General features: G+C 71.7%; 21 protein-coding genes. 13 read left to right on the forward strand and 8 right to left on the reverse strand.

All coding sequences use genetic code 11. The features are described 5' to 3' along the window. Positions 1-123: 123 nt before the first annotated feature. Complete coding sequence (ligD, locus tag BFF78_RS06685; protein ID WP_193433423.1) at positions 124-1143, reverse strand: non-homologous end-joining DNA ligase; 1020 nt, start codon at positions 1141-1143, stop codon at positions 124-126. A 73-nt stretch (positions 1144-1216) separates the two neighbouring features. On the opposite strand from ligD, the gene BFF78_RS06690 reads away from it, so the two are divergent. Continuing rightward, entirely contained in the window at positions 1217-2293 is a 1077-nt protein-coding gene (locus tag BFF78_RS06690; protein ID WP_069777428.1) for an ATP-dependent DNA ligase, read from the forward strand. A 20-nt stretch (positions 2294-2313) separates the two neighbouring features. On the opposite strand, the gene BFF78_RS06695 is transcribed toward BFF78_RS06690, so the two are convergent. Then, a complete protein-coding gene (locus BFF78_RS06695; RefSeq protein WP_069777429.1) occupies positions 2314-3504 on the reverse strand; it encodes a zinc-dependent alcohol dehydrogenase in 1191 nt (396 codons plus the stop codon). A gap of 568 nt (positions 3505-4072) precedes the next feature. After that, positions 4073-4537 carry a MarR family winged helix-turn-helix transcriptional regulator gene (locus tag BFF78_RS06700; RefSeq protein ID WP_069783423.1) on the reverse strand — a complete coding sequence of 155 codons (465 nt, stop codon included), beginning with the start codon at positions 4535-4537 and terminating at the stop codon, positions 4073-4075. A gap of 181 nt (positions 4538-4718) precedes the next feature. Here BFF78_RS06700 and BFF78_RS06705 point away from each other — a divergent pair, with 181 nt between their 5' ends. The 7 genes from BFF78_RS06705 to BFF78_RS06735 all read left to right on the forward strand — a co-directional run bounded on the left by BFF78_RS06705 (position 4719) and on the right by BFF78_RS06735 (position 11223). Then, positions 4719-5474, forward strand: coding sequence for a CoA transferase subunit A (locus BFF78_RS06705; protein WP_069777430.1), 756 nt, complete (start codon positions 4719-4721; stop codon positions 5472-5474). Next, complete coding sequence (locus BFF78_RS06710; RefSeq protein WP_069777431.1) at positions 5474-6118, forward strand: CoA transferase subunit B; 645 nt, start codon at positions 5474-5476, stop codon at positions 6116-6118. The genes BFF78_RS06705 and BFF78_RS06710 overlap by 1 nt, the downstream gene beginning before the upstream one ends. Positions 6119-6500: 382 nt before the next feature. Further along, positions 6501-7274, forward strand: coding sequence for a protocatechuate 3,4-dioxygenase subunit beta (pcaH, locus tag BFF78_RS06715; protein ID WP_069777432.1), 774 nt, complete (start codon positions 6501-6503; stop codon positions 7272-7274). Between the two features lie 5 nt (positions 7275-7279). Beyond that, positions 7280-7882 carry a protocatechuate 3,4-dioxygenase subunit alpha gene (gene pcaG / locus BFF78_RS06720; RefSeq protein WP_069777433.1) on the forward strand — a complete coding sequence of 201 codons (603 nt, stop codon included), beginning with the start codon at positions 7280-7282 and terminating at the stop codon, positions 7880-7882. After that, positions 7879-9237, forward strand: coding sequence for a 3-carboxy-cis,cis-muconate cycloisomerase (gene pcaB, locus BFF78_RS06725; protein WP_069777434.1), 1359 nt, complete (start codon positions 7879-7881; stop codon positions 9235-9237). The genes pcaG and pcaB overlap by 4 nt, the downstream gene beginning before the upstream one ends. Next, positions 9234-10361: a bifunctional 3-oxoadipate enol-lactonase/4-carboxymuconolactone decarboxylase PcaDC gene (gene pcaDC / locus BFF78_RS06730; RefSeq protein WP_069777435.1), complete on the forward strand. Its 1128-nt coding sequence runs from the start codon at positions 9234-9236 to the stop codon at positions 10359-10361. The genes pcaB and pcaDC overlap by 4 nt, the downstream gene beginning before the upstream one ends. 70 nt (positions 10362-10431) lie before the next feature. Beyond that, positions 10432-11223 (forward strand): SDR family NAD(P)-dependent oxidoreductase, encoded by a 792-nt coding sequence (locus tag BFF78_RS06735; RefSeq protein ID WP_069777436.1) that lies wholly within the window; start codon positions 10432-10434, stop codon positions 11221-11223. A 161-nt stretch (positions 11224-11384) separates the two neighbouring features. Here BFF78_RS06735 and BFF78_RS06740 read toward each other — a convergent pair whose 3' ends face one another. Beyond that, entirely contained in the window at positions 11385-14069 is a 2685-nt protein-coding gene (locus BFF78_RS06740) for an ATP-binding protein (RefSeq protein ID WP_069777437.1), read from the reverse strand. A 383-nt stretch (positions 14070-14452) separates the two neighbouring features. Here BFF78_RS06740 and BFF78_RS06745 point away from each other — a divergent pair, with 383 nt between their 5' ends. Next, positions 14453-15514, forward strand: coding sequence for a DUF2510 domain-containing protein (locus BFF78_RS06745; protein ID WP_069777438.1), 1062 nt, complete (start codon positions 14453-14455; stop codon positions 15512-15514). Positions 15515-15641: 127 nt separating this feature from the next. Here the strand turns inward: BFF78_RS06745 and BFF78_RS06750 are convergent, their stop codons facing one another. Then, positions 15642-16286 (reverse strand): TetR/AcrR family transcriptional regulator, encoded by a 645-nt coding sequence (locus tag BFF78_RS06750; protein ID WP_069777439.1) that lies wholly within the window; start codon positions 16284-16286, stop codon positions 15642-15644. Between the two features lie 166 nt (positions 16287-16452). On the opposite strand from BFF78_RS06750, the gene BFF78_RS06755 reads away from it, so the two are divergent. From BFF78_RS06755 to BFF78_RS06765, 3 genes are all read left to right on the forward strand, one after another. After that, positions 16453-17256, forward strand: a complete 804-nt coding sequence (locus BFF78_RS06755; protein WP_069777440.1) for a phosphatase PAP2 family protein — start codon at positions 16453-16455, stop codon at positions 17254-17256. Further along, positions 17253-18200: a DMT family protein gene (locus BFF78_RS06760; RefSeq protein ID WP_069777441.1), complete on the forward strand. Its 948-nt coding sequence runs from the start codon at positions 17253-17255 to the stop codon at positions 18198-18200. Before BFF78_RS06755 ends, BFF78_RS06760 begins: the two co-directional genes overlap by 4 nt. A 99-nt stretch (positions 18201-18299) precedes the next feature. Then, positions 18300-19262 carry an SDR family NAD(P)-dependent oxidoreductase gene (locus BFF78_RS06765; RefSeq protein ID WP_069777442.1) on the forward strand — a complete coding sequence of 321 codons (963 nt, stop codon included), beginning with the start codon at positions 18300-18302 and terminating at the stop codon, positions 19260-19262. A 198-nt stretch (positions 19263-19460) separates the two neighbouring features. Here the strand turns inward: BFF78_RS06765 and BFF78_RS06770 are convergent, their stop codons facing one another. Both BFF78_RS06770 and BFF78_RS06775 read right to left on the reverse strand, forming a co-directional pair. Then, positions 19461-20327 carry an LURP-one-related family protein gene (locus tag BFF78_RS06770; RefSeq protein WP_069777443.1) on the reverse strand — a complete coding sequence of 289 codons (867 nt, stop codon included), beginning with the start codon at positions 20325-20327 and terminating at the stop codon, positions 19461-19463. A 66-nt stretch (positions 20328-20393) separates the two neighbouring features. Continuing rightward, on the reverse strand, positions 20394-22442 hold the full coding sequence (locus BFF78_RS06775; RefSeq protein WP_069777444.1) for a phosphocholine-specific phospholipase C: 2049 nt from the start codon (positions 22440-22442) through the stop codon (positions 20394-20396). A 114-nt stretch (positions 22443-22556) separates the two neighbouring features. Between BFF78_RS06775 and BFF78_RS49305 the strand changes: the two genes are divergently transcribed. Continuing rightward, a complete protein-coding gene (locus BFF78_RS49305) occupies positions 22557-22688 on the forward strand; it encodes a hypothetical protein (protein ID WP_257786867.1) in 132 nt (43 codons plus the stop codon). A 62-nt stretch (positions 22689-22750) separates the two neighbouring features. On the opposite strand, the gene BFF78_RS06780 is transcribed toward BFF78_RS49305, so the two are convergent. Next, the gene (locus BFF78_RS06780) at positions 22751-24928 is read right to left on the reverse strand and encodes a discoidin domain-containing protein (protein ID WP_069777445.1); all 2178 of its coding nucleotides are present in this window, start codon (positions 24926-24928) and stop codon (positions 22751-22753) included. Positions 24929-24977: the final 49 nt, after the last annotated feature.

Genomic DNA, 24977 nt, shown 5'->3' on the forward strand with positions numbered 1-24977 from the left:
GGGAATCGAGGGGCCGTACCGCTGGGCGGCCGGAGTGCGCGAGCAGCGGGTTCGGGGAAAGGCGGCATCAAGCCGGCGTGTTGCGGCCCGCTTCGTGCTGCCTGCGGCGGGGCGGGGACGCCCTCAGGATGCATCCTTCCGCCGGGCCCGGCTGGGCTGGACCCGCTTCGGTTCGCCGGGCATCTTCGGGTACTCCGGCGGGTACGGCAGATCGCCCAGGCCGTGGTCGTGTTCGTCGCGACGGGCCAGTTCCAGCAGGGCGTCGAGGGAGTAGGCGTGGTCGTCCATGCCGGCGTGCACGTCGCCGAGTTCGGCGAAACGGGCCGGCATGGTGGCCAGGTCGAAGTCGGCCGGGTGCGCGACGCCGACCTCCTCCCAGCGCAGGGGTGCCGAGACGGGGGCGTTCGGGCGGGGGCGCACGGAGTAGGCGGAGGCGATGGTGCGGTCGCGGGCGGTCTGGTTGTAGTCCAGGAAGATACGGCGGCCCCGCTCCTCCTTCCACCACTTGATCGTCACGTGCTCGGGCATCCGGCGTTCCATCTCCCGCCCGACGGCGATCGCGGCGCGCCGCACCTGAGTGAAGGTCCAGCGCGGCTCGATCGGGACGAAGACATGCAGGCCACGGCCGCCGGAGGTCTTCGGCCAGCCGCGCAGTCCGCCGAACTCGTCCAGGACGGCGCGCAGTTCATGGGCGGCGCGGACCGCGTCGGCGTAGTCGGTGCCGGGCTGCGGGTCGAGGTCGATACGGAGTTCGTCGGGACTGTCGACGTCCGTGGCGCGCACCGGCCAGGGGTGGAAGGTGAGAGTGCCGTACTGGGCGGCCCACACGACGGCGGCCTGCTCGGTGGGGCACATCTCGTCGGCGCTTCGGCCGCTGGGAAAGGTGATGTGGGCGGTCGGGATCCAGTCGGGCATGCCCTTGGGCGCCCGCTTCTGGTAGAACCACTCGCCGCCCACGCCGTCCGGGTAGCGCTCCAGGGTGGTGGGACGGTTGCGCAGCGCGCGCAGGATGCCGGGGCCGACGGCGACGTAGTACTGCGCGAGGTCCAGCTTGGTGAAGCCCCGCTCCGGGAAGAAGACCTTGTCGGGACTGGACAGCCGTACGGTCCGGCCGGCCACCTCCAGTTCCACCTCAGCACCCATGCGGCCACGGTAGGCGTACCCCGCACACCTCGCATACCGGGCAGCAGAGGATGTATGCGAGCAGAATCGGACCATGGATCTGCCGGTGATGCCGCCCGTGAAGCCCATGCTCGCCAAGTCCGTGGCAAGGATCCCGCCGGGCATGCACTACGAGGCGAAGTGGGACGGGTTCCGCTCGATCGCGTTCCGGGACGGGGCCGAGGTCGAGCTGGGCAGCCGTACCGGAAAGCCGTTGACCAGGTACTTTCCCGAGCTGGTCGCGGCGCTGAAGGAGCGGGTGCCCGAGCGGTGCGTGCTGGACGGGGAGATCGTGATCGCGCGGGAGGGCCATCTGGACTTCGACGCGCTGACCGAGCGGATCCATCCGGCCGACTCCCGGGTGCGGATGCTCGCGGAGAAGACCCCGGCCTCCTTCGTCGCCTTCGACCTGCTCGCGCTGGGCGACGAGTCGCTGTTGGGCGCGCCCCTGACCGACCGCCGGGCGCAGCTGGAGCGGGCGCTCGCCGAGGCGACGCCGCCGGTGCATGTGGCGCCCTCGACGACGGACCTCGATGTGGCGCAGCAGTGGTTCGAGCAGTACGAGGGCGCCGGACTCGACGGGGTGGTCGCCAAACCGCTCACCCTGCGCTATCTGCAGGACGAGCGGGCCATGTTCAAGATCAAGCACGAGCGGACGGCGGATGTGGTCGTGGCCGGGTACCGCTTCCACAAGAGCGGCCCGGTGGTCGGCTCGCTGCTGCTGGGGCTGTACGACGCCCACGGCCGGCTCCAGCACGTGGGCGTGTCGGCCGCCTTCGCCATGAAGAGACGGGCCGAACTGGTCGAGGAACTGGAGTCACTGCGCATGGACGACGTGGCCGGGCATCCGTGGGCGGCCTGGTCGGACGAGGCCGCCCACGAGACGGCCCGGCTGCCAGGCGCACCGAGCCGCTGGTCCGGCAAGAAGGACCTGTCCTGGGTGCCGCTCAGGCCGGAGCGGGTGGCCGAGGTGGCCTACGACCACATGGAGAACGGGCAGCGCTTCCGGCACACCGCCCGCTTCCGCCGCTGGCGCCCGGACCGCACACCGGAGAGCTGCACCTATGCCCAGCTGGAGGAGCCGGTGCGCTACGACCTGGCGGAGATCCTCGGCGAGAAGGACCGCGGCTGAGCCAGGGCTACGGGAGGGGGTTACGGCTGCATGAGGATCTTGATGGCGCCGTCCTGCTTGTGCTGGAACATGTCGTAGGCGTGCGGTGCCTCGGCGAGCGGCAGCCGATGGGTGGCGAAGCCCTCGACGCCGAGGGGGTCCTCATCGGTGAGGTAGGGCATGATCCGGTCGCTCCAGCGGCGGACATTGGCCTGGCCCATGCGCAGCTGGATCTGCTTGTCGAACAGGGTGAGCATCGGCATCGGGTCGGCCGTGCCGCCGTACACGCCGCTCAGCGAGAGGGTGCCGCCGCGCCGTACCAGGTCGATCGCCATGTACAGGGCGCCGAGCCGGTCGACGCTGAAGCGTTCCGCGAGGGGTCCGCTGAGTTTGCGGGGCAACAGCCCGGTGGCCGTCTGGGCGAGCCTGGCGGCGGCGCTGCCGTGGGCCTCGGTGCCGACGGCGTCGATCACGGCGTCCGGGCCCCGGCCGCCGGTCTCGTCGCGGATCGCCTGGACCAGTGCCTTCTCGTCGTCGAAGGCCCTGAGGTCGTACGTCTCCACGCCGTTCCGGTCGGCCCGCGCGAGCCGTTCCGGCACGAGGTCGATGCCGAACACCCGCTCCGCGCCGCGCGCCTTCGCGATCCTGCAGGACATGTCGCCGATCGGTCCGAGGCCGAGGACGGCGAGGGTGCCGCCGGGCGGGACGGCGGCGTACTCGACGGCCTGCCAGGCGGTGGGCAGCACGTCGGAGAGGTAGACGAAACGGTCGTCCGGCGGGCCCTCAGGCACCTTGATCGGGCCGAACTGCGCCTGCGGGACACGCAGATACTCGGCCTGGCCGCCGGGCACGGCGCCGTACAGGCGGGTGTAGCCGAACAGGGCGGCGCCCATTCCCTCGCCGGTGACCTGGGTGGTCTCGCACTGCGTGGGCAGCCCGCTCGCGCACATGAAGCAGTGCCCGCAGGCGATCTGGAACGGTATGACGACGCGGTCGCCGGGCCGTAGGTTCCTCACCTCGGAGCCGACCTCCTCGACGATGCCCATGGGTTCGTGCCCGAGGATGTCGCCCGGGGTCATGAACGGGGTGAGTACCTCGTACAGATGCAGGTCCGAGCCGCACAGACCGGTGGACGTGATGCGGACGACGGCGTCCGTGGGTTCCTCGATGCGCGGGTCAGGCACGTCCTCGACCCGGACGTCCCGCCTGCCCTGCCAGGTGACTGCCTTCATGGGTCGCGCTCCCTCGGTCGCGTGGACGTTCTGCGATGGCCCGGGTACCCGCCCCCACCTGCGCCGAACCGCTCGGACGGCCCGACCCGCCGCTGGTCCCTGCGCCGTCCGGGCCGCCACCCACGACTCGGCTCTCGCCGCCGCCCGCGGCTCGGCTCGCCCGCGTCGCCCACCGCCGGGCCGCCGGCGCCCACCACCGGCCATCGCCACGCACCGCCCGTCGGGGTCGGTTCCCGCGCCCGATCGGCCCACAGTGCGAACGGGGTGGCCACGGTGGGCGTGAGGTACGGTGCGCGCAGCTGCTGCACCGGTTCGACCGGCCGACGCTCGCCTTCTGCGGCGCCCAGCACAGACTGCTGCCGCTGATCGACAAGGCGCCGCTGATGGCGGGGTCCCCCGAGGAGGCACCGGCCGCCTGCTACCGGGGCGCCGGCAAGGCCGCACCGCACAACTTCTACCTGCGCCCGGCCACGCTGCTGCCGTCCGCCCCGGGCAAGGCGGCGCTGACGACCGGCACGACGTACTCGGCCACCGCACGCCGTACACCGAAACTTCCCCGCAGGACCGGTCAGCCCCGCGCGGCCGGCGTTTCGGCCGGGTTGCGCAGGTCTTCGGCCGCGTCCGCGACCCGGCGGATCAGGTCGAGGAACACGGTCTGTTCCTCGGCGGACAGGGGTGCGAGGAAGACCTGGTTCATCCGGGCGGTGCGAACGGTCAGCTTGCGGTGGATGCGCAGGCCGTCGTCGGTCAGGCGGAGCAGGAAGCGCCGGCCGTCCTCCGGGTCGCGCGCCTTGGTCAGCAGCCCCCGGCGGCCGAGCCGACTGATGACCTCGGCGATGGTGGAGCGATCCAGACCCACCCGCTCCCCCACCGTTCGCTGATCGAGGCCCTGCTCGGCGACGAGCACGTTCATGACCGCGAACTGCGGCGAGGTGATCTCCTCGGAGACCATCGTGTTCCACAGCAGGTAGTGCGCCTGCTGGAGCCGCCGGGCCAGGTGCCCGGGATGGGTGGTGAGGTCCACCGCGGCCATGTTCACTCCCGATCGGTTCGTTCGTGCACTGAACAATAAACGTCGAATGGGCCGCATACCTACCGGGGGAATCTCAAACTGTCAGCTTCTTGACGGACATCATCTCCGGTGGCAGCGTGTGACATACCTCGTTGAGATGCTCAGTGCGCTGATTAATAAACGCAGAGATGAGGCTTCACGGATGGACAAGGTGGTCGCCACGGCACTGGAGGCGGTGGCCGATGTCCCGGACGGCGCGTCCCTCGCGGTGGGCGGGTTCGGATTGAGCGGTGTGCCGGACGTGCTGATCCAGGCGCTGTACGAGCGCCGCGTCGGCGGTCTTTCGGTCGTCTCCAACAACTGCGGGGCGATGGACTCGGGGCTGGCGGTGCTGCTGACGGCGGGGCGGATCGTCCGGGTGACCGGCTCCTACATCGGTGGGAACAAGGAGTTCGCGCGCCAGTACCTCGGCGGTGAGCTGGAGTTGGAGCTGATCCCGCAGGGCACGCTGGCCGAGCGGATGCGGGCGGGCGGGGCCGGCATCCCCGCTTTCTACACCCCGGCAGGCGTGGGCACACAGGTGGCGGAGGGCGGGCTGCCCTGGCGTTACGACGGCTCGGGCGGGGTCGCGGTGGCGTCGCCGCCGAAGGAGGTGCGGGAGTTCGACGGGGTGGAGTACGTGCTGGAGCGCGCCATCCGCACGGACTTCGCGCTGGTGCGGGCCGCGAAGGGCGACCGGCACGGGAATCTGGTGTTCAACAAGTCCTCGCGGAACTTCAACCCGCCGGCGGCGATGGCGGGGCGGGTCACGATCGCCGAGGTGGAGGAGCTGGTCGAGGCCGGTGAGATCGAGCCGGACGCGGTGCACCTGCCGGGCGTGTTCGTGCAGCGGGTGGTGGCGCTGGCCCCGGAGCAGGCGGCGGACAAGCGGATCGAGCGGCGGACGGTGAGCGGCTGATGGCCTGGACCCGCGAGGAGATCGCCGCGCGGGCGGCTCGGGAGCTGCGCGACGGCCAGTACGTCAACCTCGGCATCGGCCTTCCGACGCTGATCCCGAACCACCTCCCGCCCGGCGTCGAGGTCGTCCTGGAATCGGAGAACGGCATCCTGGGCACGGGCCCGTACCCGACCCACGACCAGGTCGACCCGGATCTGATCAACGCGGGCAAGGAGACCGTCACGGTCCTGCCGGGGGCGTCGTTCTTCGATTCGGCGCTGTCGTTCGCGATGATCCGCGGCGGGCACATCGACGTGGCCGTGCTCGGCGCGATGCAGGTCTCCGCCGAGGGGGACCTGGCCAACTGGACGGTGCCGGGCAAGCTGGTCACCGGGATCGGCGGGGCGATGGATCTGGTGCACGGCGCCCGGCAGGTGATCGTGGTGATGACCCACACCGCGAAGGACGGCTCGGCGAAGATCCTCAAGGAGTGCACGCTGCCGCTCACGGGCAAAGCCTGTGTGAACCGGGTCATCACCGACCTGGCCGTGTTGGACGTCACCGAGCAGGGCCTGACCCTGCTGGAGACCGCGCCCGGCGTGCCTGTGGACGAAGTCGTCGCCAAGACCGATGCTGAACTGATCATCACGGAGAACATGCTGTGAACACGGTCAACAGGGCCAGCACGGTCAACAGGGTCAACAGACCCAGGCCAGTCAACACGGTTCACGTCGTCGACGCGGCCCGAATCGAGGACGTCTACCGAGCCCGGCTCGGGGGCGCGGTCGCCCACCGGCTCGCCCGCCGCGGCACCGGCACTGGTACCGGCACGGGTACCGGCGCCGGCATCGCCACCCTCTGCATCGGCGCCGGCCGGGGCCTCGCCCCCGTCCTCGAACGCCAGCCGCTCCGCGGACGGGCCGTGCCCAAGCCGCGAGCCCTCCGTGATTGGTCGCGCCCCCGCGGCGAAGCCGCATATCGACGGAGCCCCGCGTCCCCTACGCAGCCCTGCGTCCCTTGCGGGGCGCTGACACCCAGGACCTTCCCATGACCCTCACACAAGCCGACGTCGACCTCGAGATCGCCGCCCAGCGCGCCGCGTACGAGAAGGGCGTGGCCGACGGCGCCCCCGTAGAGCACCACCCGCGCCGCGACTACGCGCCCTACCGCTCCTCCGCGCTCCGCCACCCCAAGCACCCCCTGGTCGCCATCGACACCGCTCACGACCCGGAACTGGTGGAGCTGCACTCCCCCGCCTTCGGCGAGCGCGACATCACCGGGATCGACAACGATCTCACCCGGCACCACCGCGGCGAGCCCGTAGGCCAGCGGATCACCGTCTCCGGGCGGCTGCTGGACCGCGCCGGGCGCCCGGTGCGCGGGCAGCTGATCGAGATCTGGCAGGCCAACTCGGCCGGCCGCTACGCCCATCAGCGCGAGCAGCACGACGCCCCGCTCGACCCGAACTTCACCGGCGCCGGCCGCACCCTCACCGACGCCGAGGGCCGCTACCACTTCACCACCATCCAGCCCGGCCCCTATCCCTGGCGCAACCACGTGGGTGCCTGGCGCCCGGCCCACATCCACTTCTCGGTGTTCGGCACGGCGTTCACGCAGCGGTTGGTGACGCAGATGTACTTCCCGAACGACCCGCTCTTCCCGTACGACCCGATCCTGCAGTCGGTGACGGACAACGCGGCCCGGCAGCGGCTGGTCGCCACCTACGACCACGGCCTGTCGGTGCCGGAGTTCTCGCTCGGCTACCACTGGGACATCGTGCTGGACGGACCGGCCGCCACCTGGGTCGAAGAAGGACGTTGACCGCCATGACGAAGATCGACACCAGCAGCCCGGAGCAGGTGCTGCCCACCCCGTCCCACACGGTCGGCCCCTTCTACGGCTACGCCCTGCCCTTCCGCGGCGGCGAGGAGATCGCCCCGCTGGGCCACCCGGACGTGATCACCGTGCACGGGTACGTCCTGGACGGCGAGGGCAGGCCGCTGCCGGACGCCCTCGTCGAGCTGTGGGGTCCGCACCCCGACGGCACGGTGCCGCAGGTGGACGGCTCCATCCGGCGCGACCCGGCCACCGGCGGCTATCTCGGCCGTAACGGCGTGGAGTACACCGGCTGGGGCCGCGTCCAGACCGACGCCGACGGCCACTGGTACGCCCGTACGCTCCGGCCCGGCGCCCGGGGCCGCAACGCGCCGTACCTCAGCGTCTGTGTCTTTGCGCGCGGCCTGCTCGTGCACCTGTTCACCCGGATCTACCTGCCGGGCGACGAGGCCGCGCTCGCCGCCGACCCGCTGCTCACCCGGGTGGGCGACCGGCGCGACACGCTGATCGCCGGCGACGAGGGCCCGGGCACCTACCGTTTCGACATCCGCCTTCAGGGCGAAGGCGAGACGGTCTTCCTGGAGTACCGGTGACTCCCCCGCCCTTCGCGCGGGAGGTCCCCCCGGACGACAGCGACAGCGGCCTGCTCGCCGCCGGCTGGGCCGGCTGCCCGGCCGCGCGTGCGACCGGTGACACCGCGTATCTGCGGGCCTTGCTGGCCGCCGAGGCCGCGCTGACCCGCGCCCAGGCCACGCTCGGACTCGCCCCGGCCGGAGCCGCCGAGGCGGTGACGGAGGCCGCCGACCCCGCCCGCTTCGACGTACGCTCCCTCGCCGAACGCGCCCGCGGCGGGGGCAACCCGGTGATCCCGCTCGTCGCGGACCTCACCGCGGCGGTGGGCGAGCCGTACGGCGCGTACGTGCACCGGGGCGCGACCAGTCAGGACATCCTGGACACCGCGACCATGCTGGTCGCCGCGCGCGCCCTGGACCTGCTCCTCGCCGACCTCGCCCGCACCGAGCGCGCGCTGGCCCGGCTGGCAGCCGCACACCGGGACACGCCGATGCCGGGCCGTACGCTCACCCAGCACGCGGTGCCGACGACATTCGGTCTGAAGGCGGCCGGCTGGCGCTCGCTGGTGCTGGACGCCCGGGACCGCAGCACCGCGGTGCGACGGGCGTTGCCCGCCCAACTGGGCGGAGCCGCCGGGACCTTGGCCGCCTTCGAGGCGTACGGCGCCGAGGACGGGGCCGCGCTGACGGCGGCGTTCGCCCGCGAAGTCGGCCTGGCCGCAGCGCCGTTGCCCTGGCACACCCTGCGCACCCCCGTCGCCGACCTGGCCGGCTGCCTCGCCTTCACCACCGGGGCCCTGGGCAAGATCGGCGAGGATGTGCTGACGCTGTCGCGCACCGAGATCGGCGAGGTGAGCGAGGGCAGCGGCGGCGGTTCGTCCGCGATGCCGCACAAGGTCAATCCCGTGCGCTCCACGCTTCTCGCGGCGGCGGCCCGCCGCGCCCCGCAGCTCGCGGCCACCTTGTACGGCTGTGTCGCCGCCGGGGACGAACGGCCGGCCGGAGCCTGGCACGCCGAGTGGGAGCCGCTGCGCGACCTGCTCCGGCTGGCCGGCGGCGCGGCCCGGGACGCGGCCGAACTCGTCGAGGGCCTGCGCGTGCGCCCCGAGACCATGCGCCGCAACCTGGACCTCACGCGTGGCCTGATCGTCTCCGAGCGGCTGTCCGCCGTCCTTGCACCCCGCCTCGGCCGCGCCCGGGCCAGGGAGCTGCTCACCGAAGTGGCTCACCGCGCCCATGCCGAGGACCGTCCACTGAGTGAACTCCTAGCGACAGAGCCGGAGTTGAAGGACATGGACTTGGCCGCTCTCGCCGATCCCGCGCAGTACACCGGTCTCGCCGGAGCCCTCACCGATCGTGCCCTGGAGCGACGTTGACCGCAAAACTCCTCAACCACCTGGAAGAAGGACCGGCTTCGGCTCCCCCGCTGCTGCTGGGACCGTCGCTCGGCACCTCGTACGCCCTGTGGGACGCGGTCGCGCCCGAGCTGGCGGCCGGCCGCCGGGTGGTGCGCTGGGACCTGCCGGGGCACGGTGGGTCGGCGCCGGACCTGATCGGGCCGGGCGCGACCGTCGGCGACCTCGCCGCGCTGGTGCTGTCCCTCGCCGACGCGCTCGGCATCGACCGGTTCGCCTATGCGGGCGTCTCCCTCGGCGGCGCCGTCGGCCTCCATCTGGCCGTGCACCACCCCGACCGGCTGACCTCCCTGGCGGTGCTGTGCTCCTCCGCCCATTTCGGCGACGGCACGGCCTGGCGGGAGCGGGCGGAACGGGTGCGCCGGGAGGGCATGGAGTGGCTGGTGGAGAGCGCCGAGGCGCGCTGGTTCACCCCCGGCTTCACCGTGCCCAGGCTGGTCCGGGACCACCGGGAGGCCGATCCGGAGGCGTATGCCGCCTGCTGCGAGGCGCTCGCCGGGTACGACCTGCGGGACCGGCTCGGCGACATCGCCGTACCGACGCTCCTCGTGGCGGGCAAGCAGGATCCCGCGACACCGCCCGCGCATCTGCGGGAGATCGCCGACGCCGTGCCCGGCTCGACGCTCGTGGAGCTGCCCGGCGCATCCCATCTGGCACCCGCGCAGTGCCCGCGGGCCGTGCTGACCGCGCTGCGCACCCAGTTCGACGGGCCGCCGGCGCGCGGGACGGCGGTGCGCCGGGAGGTGCTGGGCGACGCGCACGTGGACCGGGCACAGGACCGGCAGACGCCGTTCACCGCCCGGTTCCACGACTTCATCTCCCGCTACGCCTGGGGCGAGATCTGGACCGACCCCACACTGTCCCGCCGCGAGCGCAGCATGATCACACTGACCGCGCTGGTCGCCCGCGGTCACTACGACGAGCTGGCACTGCATGTCCGGGCGGCGCGGCGCATCGGGTTGGCGCCGGAGGAGATCGGCGCGGTGCTGCTGCAGACCGCCGTGTACTGCGGGGTGCCGGCCGCCAACTCCGCGTTTACGACGGCCCAGCGGGTCCTCGCCGAGGAGGACGAAGGCAAGGGCTGAGGGTGACCCTGCTGGGCGTAGCGTCAACAGCACCTCCCTCGCGGCGCCGAGCCGTGCCTAGGGTGGAAACATGTCCACCATTCTGATCACCGGCGCCACCTCGGGGCTCGGCCGGTACGTCGCCTTCGAACTGGTCCGTGCCGGCCATGTCGTCCTCGCCCATGGCCGCGACCGGGCGCGCACCGAGCAGCTGGTCGCGGAGCTGCGCACCGAGGGCCGGGCCGAGGGGTTCGTCGCCGACCTGGCCCGCCTCGCCGAGGTGCGCGAACTGGGCGCCCGGGTCGGCGCGGCACATCCCGACCTCGACGTGCTGATCAACAACGCGGGGATCGGCGGCGGTACGCCCGGTTCCGGGCGGGAGCTGAGCGCCGACGGACATGAGCTGCGGCTCGCCGTGAACTACCTCGCGCCCGTCGTCCTCACCCGGTCGCTGCTGCCGGTCCTGCGGGCCAACGCGCCGGCCCGGATCGTGAACGTCGGCTCGGCCGGCCAGGAACCCCTCGACTTCACCGACCCGGAGCTCACCCGCGGCTACAGCGGTTGGTCGGCGTACTGGCGCAGCAAGTTCGCCCTCGCCGCCCACACCTTCACGCTCGCCGGGGAACTCGCGGACACCGGGGTGTCGGTGAACGTCCTCCACCCCGCCACCTACATGGACACGGCGATGGTCCGCGAGAGCGACATCACCCCGCGGAACTCGGTCGCCGACGGCGCCCGGGGCGTGCTGGCGCTGGCCACCCAGGAGGCGGGCAGCGGGGGGTACTTCGACGGGACGCGGCCGGCTCGGGCGCACGAGGAGACGTACGACCCGGAGGTACGCAGGCGATTGGCGGCGGTCACGGAGCAGTTGCTGACGGTGTGAGTGCTCACGGTGTGGGGTCGACCGTATGGCGCCGACGGTATGCAATTTGACGGTATGCGATATACGGCCGACCGCGGCCTACGTATTGCATACGGTCGACCGAATATCGTCGCCCGCCCAACCGTCGACCACATATCGTCGCCCGCCCAACCGTCGTCCGCCTACCGCAGCCCCCGCCCCGTCTCCAGCACCTCCCTCGCCTGCGCCACAAGCCCCTCCGCACCGCAGGCCCGGGCCAGGTCCAGGCCCCGGTTGAGTTCCATGACCGAGCGGGCGGCGATGCCGTACTCCACGCGGGCCGCCGCGTGTTCGTACTGGCAGGGTGAGGCCTCCAGGTAGGTGACGGCCTGGGCGGCGAGCTGGACCGCGCGCCCGCCGGTCTCCAGGGCGGCGGCGCAGCGCAGGGCCTCGCCGATGGCCGTGTCCGTGCCGAAGCGTTCGGCCTGCCTGCGGGCGTCGGCGGCGAGCTGCGCCGCACGGTCCGGGTTCTGGTCGGCGAGGGCCTTGGCGAGGTCGATCGACCAGGACGAGAGGACCGGGTTGTGGCCGCCGCGGGAGGCGGCCGTCTTCTCGGCGGCCTCCAGTTCGTGGATGCCGTCCTCGGTGCGGCCCACGGCGAGCAGCAGCCGGCCGCGGACGCAGCGGATGTCGGGAAGCACGATCGTCGAGGGGTAGGGCGGTGCGAAGCCGTACTGTTCGGCGATCGACCAGGCCTCGTCGATGCGGCCGCGCGCCAGCAGGGTGTCGACCAGTCCGCAGGTCGCCGACCAGTACAGCGGCAGGCGGCGGCCCACGCGTTCGGCGAGGACCAGGGCCTCGCGCAGGGTGGACTCCGCGTCGCGCAGCCGGCCCTGCCTTCGATAGGCGAGGCCCAGGAAGGCGTTGGCGAGGGAGAGGTGGCCGCCGCGCCAGCCGGTGGTGGTGTAGGCGCGCAGGGCCTCGGCGAAGAGACTCTCGGCGCGGTCGAGCCGGTCGGCGTAGGCGTACGCGCTGCCGAGCATCATCAGCAGCTCGATGCCCCACTCCTGGTCGGTCCAGCCGAGGCCGGGCGCGAGGCGACCGTTGATCAGGGCGCGGTCGCACAGCTCCAGGACCTCGTCGGCGCTCTCGCCGTGGGTCATGGCGTCGAAGCCGCGCAGGATGAGCAGGGCGCGTTCGGCGTTGTCGCGACCGGCGCAGGTGCTCGCGAGCTCGGCCAGGCGCCGGGAGCGGGCCGGGGAGACGGTCTCGCCGTGGATGCCCTCCCACATGAACTGCACGGCCTGCAGCCGCAACTTGACGGGTCCTGGCTCGTGCCGTGCGGCCTCGACCTCGATGGTGCGGACGGCCTCCTCCAGCTGGTCGTTGTGGAGCAGCGCCTGGGAGAGCCGGACCACCGCGTCGACCCGCCGGTCGCCGTCGAGGCCGGGCACGCCGAGGGCGTGCTGGAGGTGTTCGATGGTGACGGCGGGTGCCGTGAGCAGGGTGGCGCAGCCCAGTTCGTACAGGACGTGTGCGTGGACCTCGGGGAGCGGCGGTTCCTGCAGGGCGCGTTCGAGGCAGGTGCGGGCCGCGTCGGGGGCGCCGACGGCGAGGTGTTCGCGGGCGGCCTCGCGCAGCTGCTCGACGAGTTCCTCGTCGCCGTCCGGATGCACCTTCAGCAGGTGCCGGGCGGCCTGGGAGGCGCCGCGTCCCAGCTCGGTGATGATCTGTGCGGCGACGCCGTGCATGGCGGTGCACACGCCGGACGGGATGGAGTTGTAGACGGCGGTGGCGATGAGCGGGTGGACGAACTCCAGCTCGCCCTCCTCGCGTTCGGCGCCGGCCACGCGTTCGGGCTCGGTGAGGATGCGGGCGGCGCACAGCAGGTCGGCGCAGTGCCCGGCGATGGCCTCGTCCATGGTGGCGAGGCGGGCGACCATGTCGACGGTGATGCCGGTGCCGAGGATGGCGGCGGCCCAGGCGAACTGGGTGGCCTCCAGGCCGAGTTCCTTGAGCCGGTCGACCAGTCCGCCACCCCGTGCGGCGCGGTTGAGGGCGCGCAGTTCGCCGGCCCGGGCCTCGACCGGCTGGACTTCGCTGTCCTGCACCTTGGCGAGGAGTTCGACGGTCTCGTAGGGGTTGCCCGCGGTGACGGCCCAGACCTCGCGGCAGAACGCGTCGTCGGCGTGCCGGCCGAGGGTGGCGCGGGTGAGCCCCGCCGCGGCGTCGGGCGTGAGGGCCCTGAGGTTGGTGACGGGGCGGCCCGCTGCGGCGGCCACCGCGTCGAGGTGGCGGGCGCTGTCACCGCTGACCTCGCCGGGGCGGCGGGCGACCACGACCAGCACGGACAGGTCGTCCAGACGTTCGGCGAACGCGGCGAGCCAGCGCAGGGTCTCCGTGTCGGCCCAGTGCGCGTCGTCGATCAGCAGCACGAGCGGCCACTCGCGGCGGGCGAGCCGGCGTACGGCCGCGACGAGTCCGTCGCACACGTACTGCGGGTCGGCGTTGCCCTCCTGCGGGTCGGCTATGCCGAGGGCGGGACCGGCGATGTCGTACCAGTCGCCGAGGTACTCGCGCGCCTCCTCCGGCAGTAAGGACAGCAGTGCGGGCTGGAGCAGCTGCCGTACCACGTTGAACGGGACGGACTTCAGGGTTTCCGCGCCGCGCGCGGACCACACGGCGCAGCCGCGGCGCTCGGCGATGCGGCGTGTCTCGGCCAGCAGGGCGGTCTTGCCGATTCCCGCCTCGCCGCGCAGGACCAGCAGACTCCCCGCGGACGACTGGTCGGCGCACAGGAGCTCCAGTGCCTGTGCGACGGTGGCGATCTCCGCGTCCCGCTCCCACAGGGAAGCCGCGGCGGGCCCCGGCGGCCGTCCCTCCGTCATCCCGTTACCTCCCCAGGTCGCCCGAATGACGTACAGAGCACGAGCGTAGCCGTCCGGTGGGGTGTGTGGTGCTCCGTCGGGGCAGCTGTTGCCCCCCTGGGTGAAAGTGGGTGCGGTCAGGCGACGCGCCTGCGGCCGGAGCGGCCGGTCAGCAGCGGACGGGGCGTCAACCACGCCGTCACACAGCCTTTTTCGGCGTCCGAACGCATCCGCGCGGGCCGGGGGTGCGCGCGAGGCGTACGCCTCCGTGATCTCGACGCGACAGTGATCGGGAGCCGTTGGCCGGCGGTGGAGGAAAATTCCCTGCGCCGAAATGTCCGGTCCGGCCGTTTGGCGGCGGATCCTCTCATCCCGCTTTCACTGTCGCCTCATACGGTGGGGGCATGACGCAGGTGACTCCCCCCGGGTGGTACCCCGACCCCGGGCAGACGAACGACGGTCCGCCCACCGAGCGCTGGTGGGACGGCAAGGCCTGGACGGACCAGACCCGCCCCGCCGGGACGGCCGCCACATGGGGTCCCCCGCCGCAGCCGGCGCACCCGGCGGCGCCCTCGGCTCCCCCCGCGTACGGCGCGCAGCCCGGGTATCCGGTGAATCCGGGCTACCCTGTCCCGCCCCCGGCCGGGCCCCGGCGCGGGCTGCGCAACGGCATAGCCGTCGCGGTGGCGGCCGCGGTACTGGCGTGCATCGGAGTCGGCGTGTACCTCCTCGCCGGGGGCCACGACGGCGGCAGCGCCGACCGGGCCGGGTCGCGGCCGGGAGCCGCGGACGGGCAGAACGGCGGGCCGGGCGGATCCGGGGGGTCGAAGGGCCCCGGAGGACCGGGCGGTTCGGGCGGCTTCGGTGGTCCCGGCGGGTCCGGTGGGTCCGGTGGGGCCTCGCCGTCGCCCAACCAGTCCGAGGCACCCAAGGTCAAGGGCGGCGGCACGGTGCCGGACCCGGTCAGCGGCATCAGCCTGCCGGTGCCCAAGGGCTGGACCGGGCAGACGATCAGCGTCGGCGCGCAGGTGACCTCGGACGACTCCTACAAGTGCCCGGGCAACTCCGCCCAGACCTGCACCTCGGGCGGCGCCTACTCGGCTCCGGCCGAGGCGCTGGGCACCAAGGGTGACACGGCCGAGCAGGTCGCGAAGGCGGACATCGCGGCCAACGCCAAGGAGTCCTACGGCGGCACCACCTACGGCAGCATCACCGCGCACCAGGAGCTGGGCTCCGGGGCCGTGACGGTGGCCGGGCAGAAGGGGTACATGGTGCGCTGGAAGACGGTCACCAGCAAGGGCGCCGACGGGTACGTGGAGTCGGTCGCCTTCCCCTCGCCCGACAACGCCAAGCGGATCGTGGTGGTGCGCTTCGGCATCGACGTCGGGCAGCAGACGTCGGTCATCGACGAGATCCTCAAGGGGATCAAGGTCTCGTCCGGCAGCGGGAACGGCCAGGACATCTGACCGCCGCGACCGCGGCCGGGCACGTGGTGCCGGCCGGGTGGGGCTCCCCTCCGCTCAAGAGGAGTCCCACCCGGCCGGGGGTGCGCGCCGCCCCCGTCCCCACGGTGCGGCGCGGGCAGGTCACCGTTCAGTCATCCCGTGAACGGCGGCCTGGGTCTTGTGTCAGCCCGAGCGCGGGAAGCACGGTGGCCTCCACGAACCGGACGAGATAGTCGGCGTCCGCGTACTGGCCGCTGAGCACCGGCCGGACGCGCAGCACGCCGAACATCATGGCCGGGATGTACTCCAGCGCCGGGTGGTCCGCCGGGACCTCGCCCCGCTCCACGCCCCGCGCGAGCATCTCCTGCAGCGCGGCGATCTCCGGGTACACCAGCGCCTCGCGCAGCGCCTGGGCCAGCTCCTGGTCGGCGGTCACCGCGTGCCCGAGGGCCTGCAGCAACCGGGTGTCCTTGCCGGACCAGTCCCCCGCAGCCCGGGCGGCCTGGCGCAGGTCCTCGGCGAGCGATCCGGTGTCGATGCCGGCGAAGCGCACCCGGCGGTTGGCGCGCAGTGCGGCCGCGACGAACTGGGGCTTGGTCTTCCACTGCCGGTAGAGCGTGGACTTGCTGCACCGGGTGGTGGCGGCGACGCCCTCCATGGTGACCGACTCGTAGCCGCACTCGCGGATCTGCTCCAGCACGGCGTCGAAGAACTCCCGCTCGCGCTCCGGCGTGATCTTGGAGCGGCGCGAGGCGACGACCGTCTCCGGTTCGTCCGCGGCCTGCGACGTCATGTGGCGCTTCCTCTCCCTCGGGGCCCGGGATCCCTGTCTCCAGTGTGTCGCACACCAATCGATACGCCAGTGTACCGGTACACGAGCGTATCGGTACACTGGCGTATCGGTACGACAATGTATCGATGGTTTGTACACGCACCACCGTCAGCGAAGGGGCCGGGGGATGAATGCCCGAACCGAGTCTGCAGAGGCAGAGGCGGAGCCGCCGGACGCGACAGCGCGCCCGGCACTCATACGTGAGCTTCTGCTGGTCGCGGGGCTCTTCCTCGTCTACAAACTCGGCCGGCAGCTGGCCGCCGGACACACCGCGAATGCCTTCCACAACGCCCACCGCGTGTGGGACCTGGAGCGGGCGCTGCATCTCCCCCACGAGAACGCCGTGCAGTCCGCACTGCTGCACGGCGGCACCCTCGTCCGCCTCGCGAACACCTACTACGCCACCGTCCACTTCCCGGCGACGCTGGCCTTCCTCGTCTGGCTCTACCTCCGGCGTCCCGGGCACTACGTGTGGGCTCGCCGGGTCCTCGCCGTCGTCACCACGGCCGCGCTGGTGCTGCCGTTCACCTTCCCGCTGGCCCCGCCCCGGATGCTGGCCGACACCGGCCTCGTGGACACCGCCCGCCGGTACGGCCCGTCCGTGTACGGCCCGCCCTCCAGCGACCATCTGTCCAACCAGTTCGCGGCGATGCCGTCGCTGCACTTCGGCTGGGCGCTGATGGTGGCGATCGGACTGATCGTGGCCACCCGGTCCCGGTGGCGCCGGCTGTGGCTGCTGCACCCGCTGATCACCCTGCTGGTGATCGTGGGCACGGCCAACCACTACTGGCTCGACGCGATGGTCGCGACCGCCATGCTCGGTATCGCCCTCGCCGTGATCCACCCGCCGCACCGGACGGCCACCACGGCGGGACGCGGCACCGGCCGGCTCGCACCGCGCGAGCGCGTCCTGGCGGGAGCGGGCCGATGAGCACCGCCGCAGTGACCGCCGTGGCCCTCTCCCTCGTCTCGGCCGTCGCCTACGCGCTGGCGGCCGTCGCCCAGGAACGCCTCGCCTCCCGCACCCAGGGCTCCGGCCTGCTGCGGCTGCTCGGCACCGGCGCCTGGTGGTCGGCGGTCGGCCTGAACGCGGCCGCCGCCCTGCTGCACGTCGTCGCCCTCAAGTACGGCCCGCTCACCCTCGTCCAGCCGCTGGGCGCCCTCACCCTGGTCGCGGCCGTACCGCTCGGGGCGCGGGCCGCCGGGCGCCGGGTCAGCGCGGTGGAGTGGCGCGGTACGGCGCTGACGCTGCTCGGGCTCGCCGCGCTGCTCGTCACCGCCTCCGGTCCGGCGCCCGCGCGGGTGCTGTCGCTGACCGAGGCGCTGGCCGTCGCGGCCACGACCGCTGCCGCCATCGGACTGCTGTCCCGGCCCGGCGCCCGGCCGGGCCTGCGGCACGCGACGGCGTCCGGCTTCGCCTCCGGTGTCGCCTCGGCGCTGACCCAGACGGTGACCGTGGCGGTCACGAAGCGCACGGGGCCGGTCCTGAGCACCGAGGTGGTCGTGGTCGCCGTACTCGTCGCCGCGTTCGCCGTCGGCGGGCTGCTGCTGTCCCAGACCGCCTACCGCGGCGGCCTCGGCGCGCCGCTGGCCGTCGTCACCCTCGCCAACCCGGTGGCCGCAGCGGTCATCGGCCTCACCCTGCTCGGCCAGGGCCTCCAGGGCGGCCCCACCGGCATCCTGCTGGCCCTCGCCGGCGCGGTCCTGGCGGCCTGGGGCGTGGTCCTGCTCACCCGGGTCACACGGCAACCGGTGCACGAGGCCGACGAGCACCCCGTGGCCGCCGTACTGGCCCTGGATGCGGGCACGGCGACCACGGAACCGGCACTGGTGCCGCGCCGGCCGGAACGGCCCGGCCATCTCACGGCACTCTGACCGCGCCGTCATGGCCGGCACCGCACATGAGTACGGCGGCTCCGATGCGCCGCTCGGTCACTTGACTTCGAGAGCGCTCGAATTCGTAGCGTTCGGGCCATGAGCACTGCACAGCACAAGATCGGATCGGGTTTCGGCGCCACCAGCACCGCCGACGACGTCCTGCAGGGCATCGACCTGACCGGAAAGCTCGCCCTCGTCACCGGCGGCTACTCGGGCATCGGACTGGAGACCACCCGCTCGCTCGTGAAGGCCGGCGCCCACGTGGTCGTGCCCGCCCGCCGCCCGGCCACCGCCGAGCAGGCGCTCGCCGGCATCCCCGGCGTCGAACTGGACGAGCTGGACCTCGGCGACCTGGAGAGCGTGCGCGGTTTCGCCGAGCGGTTCCTCGCCTCCGGACGGACCATCGACATCGTGATCGACAGCGCCGGGATCATGGCGTGCCCGGAGACCAGGGTGGGACCTGGATGGGAGGCCCAGTTCGCCACCAACCACCTCGGTCACTTCGCCCTCGTCAACCGTCTGTGGCCGGCGATCGCACCGGGCGGTGCCCGGGTCGTCTCCGTCTCCTCCCGCGGCCACCACCTCTCCGGCATCCGCTGGGACGACGTCCACTGGCGGCAGGGTTACGACAAGTGGGAGGCCTACGGCCAGGCCAAGACCGCCAACGTCCTGTTCGCCGTCCAGCTCGACAAGCTCGGCCGTGACGCCGGCGTCCGCGCCTTCGCCCTGCACCCCGGCGGCATCATCACCCCTCTCCAACGGCACGTGCCCAAGGAGGAGATGATCGAGCGGGGCTGGATCGACGAGGACGGCAACGTCCTCGACCCCGAGGGCTTCAAGACCCCGCAGCAGGGTGCGGCCACCCAGGTGTGGGCGGCGACCTCGCCGCAGCTGGACGGGCTCGGTGGCGTCTACCTCGAGGACTGCGACATCGCCGAGCCCGCACCGGAGGGCGAGGAGCGTCTCGGCGTCATGGACTGGGCGATCGACCCGGAGCAGGCCGCCCGGCTGTGGGAGCTGTCGGCACAGCTGACGGGCGTCAACGCGTTCGCCGCCTAGAGGTGCTGTTCCGCGGGAGCGGTGCCCCAAGCGATGGGTACCGCTTCACACCTACCCCGCCGCGGACGGGACGGTCGCCGGGGCCCCGGGCACCCGGCCACGACACACGGAGACGGCGGCCCGTACGCACGCACTTCGCGCACACCGGCCGCCGTCGCCGTGCTCCTGGTGTCTTGGTTCTCCCCCGTCGGGGCCCGCTCAGTTCCAGCCCCGGGAGTCCTGCTTGAGCGCGGTGTCGACGGTCAGGGCCGTCGCCACCACGAGGCTCAGCAGCGGCTCGGGCAGCTGGTAGTGGATCTGCAGGACGTAGTTGTCGGCGGTCGTGAAGAGCGTCTTGGCGAGGCCTTCCCAGGTCTTGGTGATCCGGGCGACCTCGTTGTCCGCGTGGTCGACGATCGCGAAGTTCCACGCCCGCCAGTTCTCCGCCTTGATCGCGCCGACCTGCTGGCCGTTCGCGTTCATCGCGAAGTTGATCTTCCCGATCATGTTCTGCTGGACGATCTCACCGACGGGTGAGCCGTCCGGACGCGTCACGACGACCCGGGACTTGAAGATCTTCGCGGGCCGGGTCAGCAGCAGCTGCGGCTGGCCGTAGGCGTCGCGGATCTCCAGCTTGTGGGTCATGAACTGGTCCCAGCTGGAGATGAAGCGGAAGATCTTCTTCAGCACGCCCTGACCGACCTCGGTGACCGAGCCGATCTCGCGGCCGTTCTGATCCATGACCTTGTACTCGTTGGTCACCTCGATCAGCTTGGCCTTCTGGTTCACGACCAGGACGGGCTCGGTGAAGAGGGTGCCGCCGCCGGGGCCGTTTGCCGCGACCCCGGCCTGCTGCTGCACCTGACGCTGCACCTTGGGATCGGCGGCCTGCGCCTGGGGGACGCCGTACTGCTGGGGGGCCGCCTGCTGCTGGGGAGCGGCCTGCTGCTGCGGGACCTGGCCTGCGGGCTGCTGCGCCGGGTTGGTGTGCTCGGTCCACTGCGTGCCGTCCCAGTAGCGGAGCGTCTGCGGCGCTCCGTGCGGATCCGGGTACCAGCCTGCCGGAGTGTTCGATTGCGTGGTCACCGGGGCACACTACCTTGATGTGACCGGTACCTGACCAGTCCGCACGGAGCGGTGTTCATCGCCCGTTCACTCCGTGGCGATCGCCGGGTCGCTGACGCCGGGGTGGCCGTTCTCGACGTGACCGGCGAAGCCGCGCAGGAAGGCCGGGTCGGCCTCGCAGGTGACCGTCACGTCGTACCAGCGCTTGCTCGCGGTGAGGTCGACGGTGTGCTTGACGGTCGCGCCGGGCCGTACGGTCACGGTGACCGGGTGACCGCCGTAGCCGTTCGCCACCTTCAGCCTGACGGTGCCGGAACCCCTGTTGGTGAAGGTCAGTTCCAGGTTGTCGCCGACGTGCCGGGCGGTCGCCTCCGGGCCCGCCGCCTTGCCCTTGCCCTTGAAGACGCGCAGGAAGCCGTTGGGGCCGTGTACGGCGAGGTCGTGCACGCCGCCGGAGTAGGCGGAGTTCCAGGTGTCGGAGAGGGACTTGCCGGCCTCGGTGGTGTAGGTCCAGGGGCCGTCGGTGCGGTTGCCGGAGGTCACGAGGAAGCCGGCGCCCGCGTGCGCCCCCGAGGCGAACCTGAGCGTGAAGGTGCCGGCCGCGGTGTCCGCGGAACCGTCCACCACCGGGGCGTACTTCAGCGGGCGGGTGGGCCGGCTGCCGCGCTCCTGCTTGGGCAGCGACGGGTTGGCGGGCGGCTTGGGCACGTAGTCGGGGTGGCGGTTGTGATCCGGCGGCTCGTAGCCGGTCGTGGACGGCAGCGCGACCGGCTTGGTGTCCTTGCGGGAGAAGTCGAAGGCGCTGGTCAGGTCGCCGGTGACGGCGCGGCGCCAGGGCGAGACGTTCGGCTCGTGCACACCGAAGCGGCGCTCGATGAACCGGATGATCGAGGTGTGGTCGAAGGTCTCGGAGCAGACGTAACCGCCCTTGCTCCACGGGGAGACGACCAGCATCGGCACACGCTGGCCGAGCCCGTAGGGGCCGGCGACGTGACCGGCGTCGCCCTTGTACACGTCGAGGGAGGGGTCGACGGTCGACTTGCCCTGGGCGCCGGAGGCCGGCGGGTAGGGCGGGATGACGTGGTCGAAGAAGCCGTCGTTCTCGTCGTAGGTGATGAACAGCGCGGTCTTGCCCCACACCTCGGGGTTGGCGGTGAGCGCGTCCAGGACCTGGGAGACGTACCAGGCACCGTAGTTGGCAGGCCAGTTGGGGTGCTCGGTGAAGGCCTCGGGGGCGACGACCCAGGAGACCTGCGGCAGCTTGTCGGCCTTGACGTCGGCCTTCAGCTGGTCGAAGAAGCCCTCGCCCTTCTTGGCGTCGGTGCCGGTGCGGGCCTTGTCGTACAGCGGGTCGCCGGGCGCCGCGTTGCGGTACTGGTTGAAGTACAGCAGGGCGTTGTCGCCGTAGTTGCCGCGGTAGGCGTCCTGGATCCAGCCCCAGGAGCCGTTCGCGTCGAGACCGTCGCCGATGTCCTGGTAGATCTTCCAGGAGACCCCGGCCTTCTCCAGGCGCTCGGGGTACGTCGTCCAGCCGTAGCCCTTCTCGTCGTTGCCGAGGACCGGGCCCCCGCCCTGGCCGTCGTTGCCGACGTAACCGGTCCACATGTAGTAGCGGTTGGGGTCGGTGGAGCCCATGAACGAGCAGTGGTAGGCGTCGCAGATGGTGAAGGCGTCCGCGAGGGCGTAGTGGAACGGTATGTCGTGGCGGGTCAGGTGCGCCATGGTCGTGGTGCCCTTGGCCGGCACCCATTTGTCGTACTTACCCCCGTTGAAGGCGGCGTGCGTGTCCTGCCAGCCGTGCGGCAGGTCCTGGATGAAGGCGAGGCCCAGGTCGTCGGCGTCCGGGTGGAAGGGCAGGATGTCCTTGGTGCCGTCGGACTGCTTCCAGACGGACGTGCCGTTCTGCGAGACGGAACGGGGGTCGCCGAAGCCGCGGACACCGCGGAGCGTACCGAAGTAGTGATCGAAGGATCGGTTCTCCTGCATGAGGACGACGATGTGCTCGACGTCCTGGACCGTCCCGGTGCGGTGGTGCGCGGGCAGCGCAGCGGCGCGCTGGATGCTGCTGGACAGAGCGGTGAACGCCGTGGTGGCGCCCGCGAGTTGAAGGAAACGGCGCCGGTTGACTTCGGGCATGGTTCTGAAAGTCCTCTCGTCCTGACGTACGTGATGCCGTTCAAATGACGGAATCTGCGCGGAGCGAGTGTTCCAAGAGCACCAAACGTCAGGGAAGGGTCTGGTGGCGCCTGTGTGAAACTCGGCGGTCCGTGCGGTGTCACCAGCCTTTCGCAGGACGAGACCGGCCTGCTCGACCTGGGGGGCGCCCCGGATCACCGGGACACGGTCCTCACCGAGGAGGAGCGGGCCGCTGGTGACCCGTGATGGTCCGCGTGTCCCGGTGCCGGGGCGCCCGTCGGGTGCCGGATCTGTGACGCGGTCCTCGGTCAGGACGTCAGGTACGCCTCCACCTCGCTGAACTGCCCCGCCGGCCAGCCCGTGTTGGCACTGACGGTGAGGCGGAGGTAGCGCAGGTTCGTGGTGCCCGGCAGGGAGACCGTGGCCGTGTTGCCGGTGGCCGGGTCGAAGCGGTAGCCCTGCGCGCCGACGACGGTGGAGTAGGTGGAGCCGTCGGTGCTGCCGAGCACGGTGACGGTCTGGGTGCGAGCGCCCCAGGCCGAGGACGGGGGCAGCTTCAGCACCAGGCGGCGCACGGCGTAGGACGCGCCGAGGTCGGCCGTCCAGGACTGCGGGAAGGCGTTGTTGGTGGATTCCCAGTAGGAGTTCGCGTCACCGTCGACCGCCTTGCCCGGCGTGTACACGTCCTGGGAACCGGTCGCGGAGGCCGGCCGCCCCTTGGCGAGGTTGCGGTTCGGATCGGGTTCGGGGTTGCCCTGGCCGGGCTGGGGCCAGGTGGAGCAGTCCGACCATGTGCTGCTCCAGCCGGAGTTGCCGCCGCCGTCGGTGAGCGTGAACGAGCCGGAGTTCGCCGGATAAGGGCAGTTGTAGATGCCGGCGGCGCCGACCTGGGTGGCGGTGACGTTCTTGAAGGCGGCCGCGCCCTGCGACTCGGCCTGGACGACGACCGTGCCGATGTTCCGCACGGTCGCACCGCTCACGTTGACGTTGCGGACCGGGTAGCCGTGCCCGCCGCCGGAGACGAACTCGAAGGCGCTGTAGGGACTGTCGGTGATGGTGGTGTTGGTGATGTTCACCGTCGCGTTGATCGCGCTGTCGTAGGAGTCGACGCGCAGCGCGCCCATCGGGTGGTTCCAGTTGGGGTTCATCGCACCGGTGCGCACCAGCGTGTTGCCGTCGACCGTGATCGTGCCCGACAGCGGAGAGAACGGGTCCAAGAACTTCTGGTTGGAGATCGCGATTCCGCTGCCGAGGGCGTTGGTGTCGGAGATCAGGTTGTTCTTCACCGAGATGTCGGTGCCGCCGTAGATCGCGATGCCGTTGGCGAGGTTGGGCTGCGAGATCGTGTTGTTCTCGAAGCTGGAGCCGGTGTCCGGCAAGTACAGCGACCACATGGCGAGGGAGTCGTCTCCCTGGTTGCGCAGGAAGTTGTTGCGGACGACGACGCCCTTGGCGGTGCCGTTGAGGTTGATTCCGTCGGCGGTGGTGTCGAGGATGCGGTTGTTCTCCACCACCAGGTTGTCGTCGTTGCCCATCAGCCACATGCCGCACTTCATGTGCTGGATCCACATGCCGGAGACGGACGAGTTGGGGCCGAGGGAGCCGTTGACGAAGTTGTCCGGGTTGGAGTCGACGCGCTCGGTGACCTCGCCGATGACCGCGAAGTCCTTGATGTGGACGTTTCCGGAGGAGCTGGACTGGTCGACGAACCGGGAGGTGTGCACGACCGAGTACCAGCTGCCGGCGCCCTGGAGCGTCACGTTCTGCACGCCGCTGAGGGACGAGGTGATCCTGTAGTCCCCTGGCGGGATCCACACCGTTCCGCCCTGGGCGGCGGCGATGGCGTCGCGGAAGGCCTGGGTGGAGTCGCCGTTGCCGCCGGGGTCGGCGCCTTTGGACACCACGGAGACCGAGCCGACGGGCTGTGTGGCGGGCGCCGGGACCTGCTCGAAGTCGGCGACGTCGACGGTGACCTGGGTACCGGTCGACTCGAAGGCGACCCTGTCGCCGGGCTGGATGTTCTGGCCCAGCAGCATCCGGGTGTTGTCGAAGAAGTGGTGCGTCTTGGCGCCGGGGATCCAGCCGGTGTCGATGTAGGAGTACTTGGAGGTGACGGTCAGGGTCTTCGCGAGCCTGACGCCGTTGACGTACACGTTGAGCGTGCCGGACTGGCCGTCGGGGACGCTGTAGGAGACGTTCACGGCGTTGGCGGCCTGGGGCGCCGTGAACTCGACGCGCTGTCTGGAGGTGAGGCGCACGGCCCGCCGTCCGGAGGCCTCGGAGGCGAGCGTGCCCTGGGTGTAGTCGGGGCCGATCTCGGTGCCGGTGGTGGTCGCCGACTCCGCCTCCACCGAGGTGAAGGGGAGGGCGGCGCCGACAGCCGCGTGGGCGGCGGGCGCGACGGCCACGAGCATGCCGGCGGCGAGGGCCACAGCGGTCGCAATGACTGACATGCTCCTGACAGATCTGACCATGGTGCTGTGCATGTGCCGATCCCTTCGAGGTGGGGTGCGGGGATAGCGCGGTGCGTCGGCG

Origin of the sequence: Streptomyces fodineus (assembly GCF_001735805.1) — a bacterium.
In the GTDB taxonomy this organism is placed as follows: Bacteria; Actinomycetota; Actinomycetes; order Streptomycetales; family Streptomycetaceae; genus Streptomyces; species Streptomyces fodineus.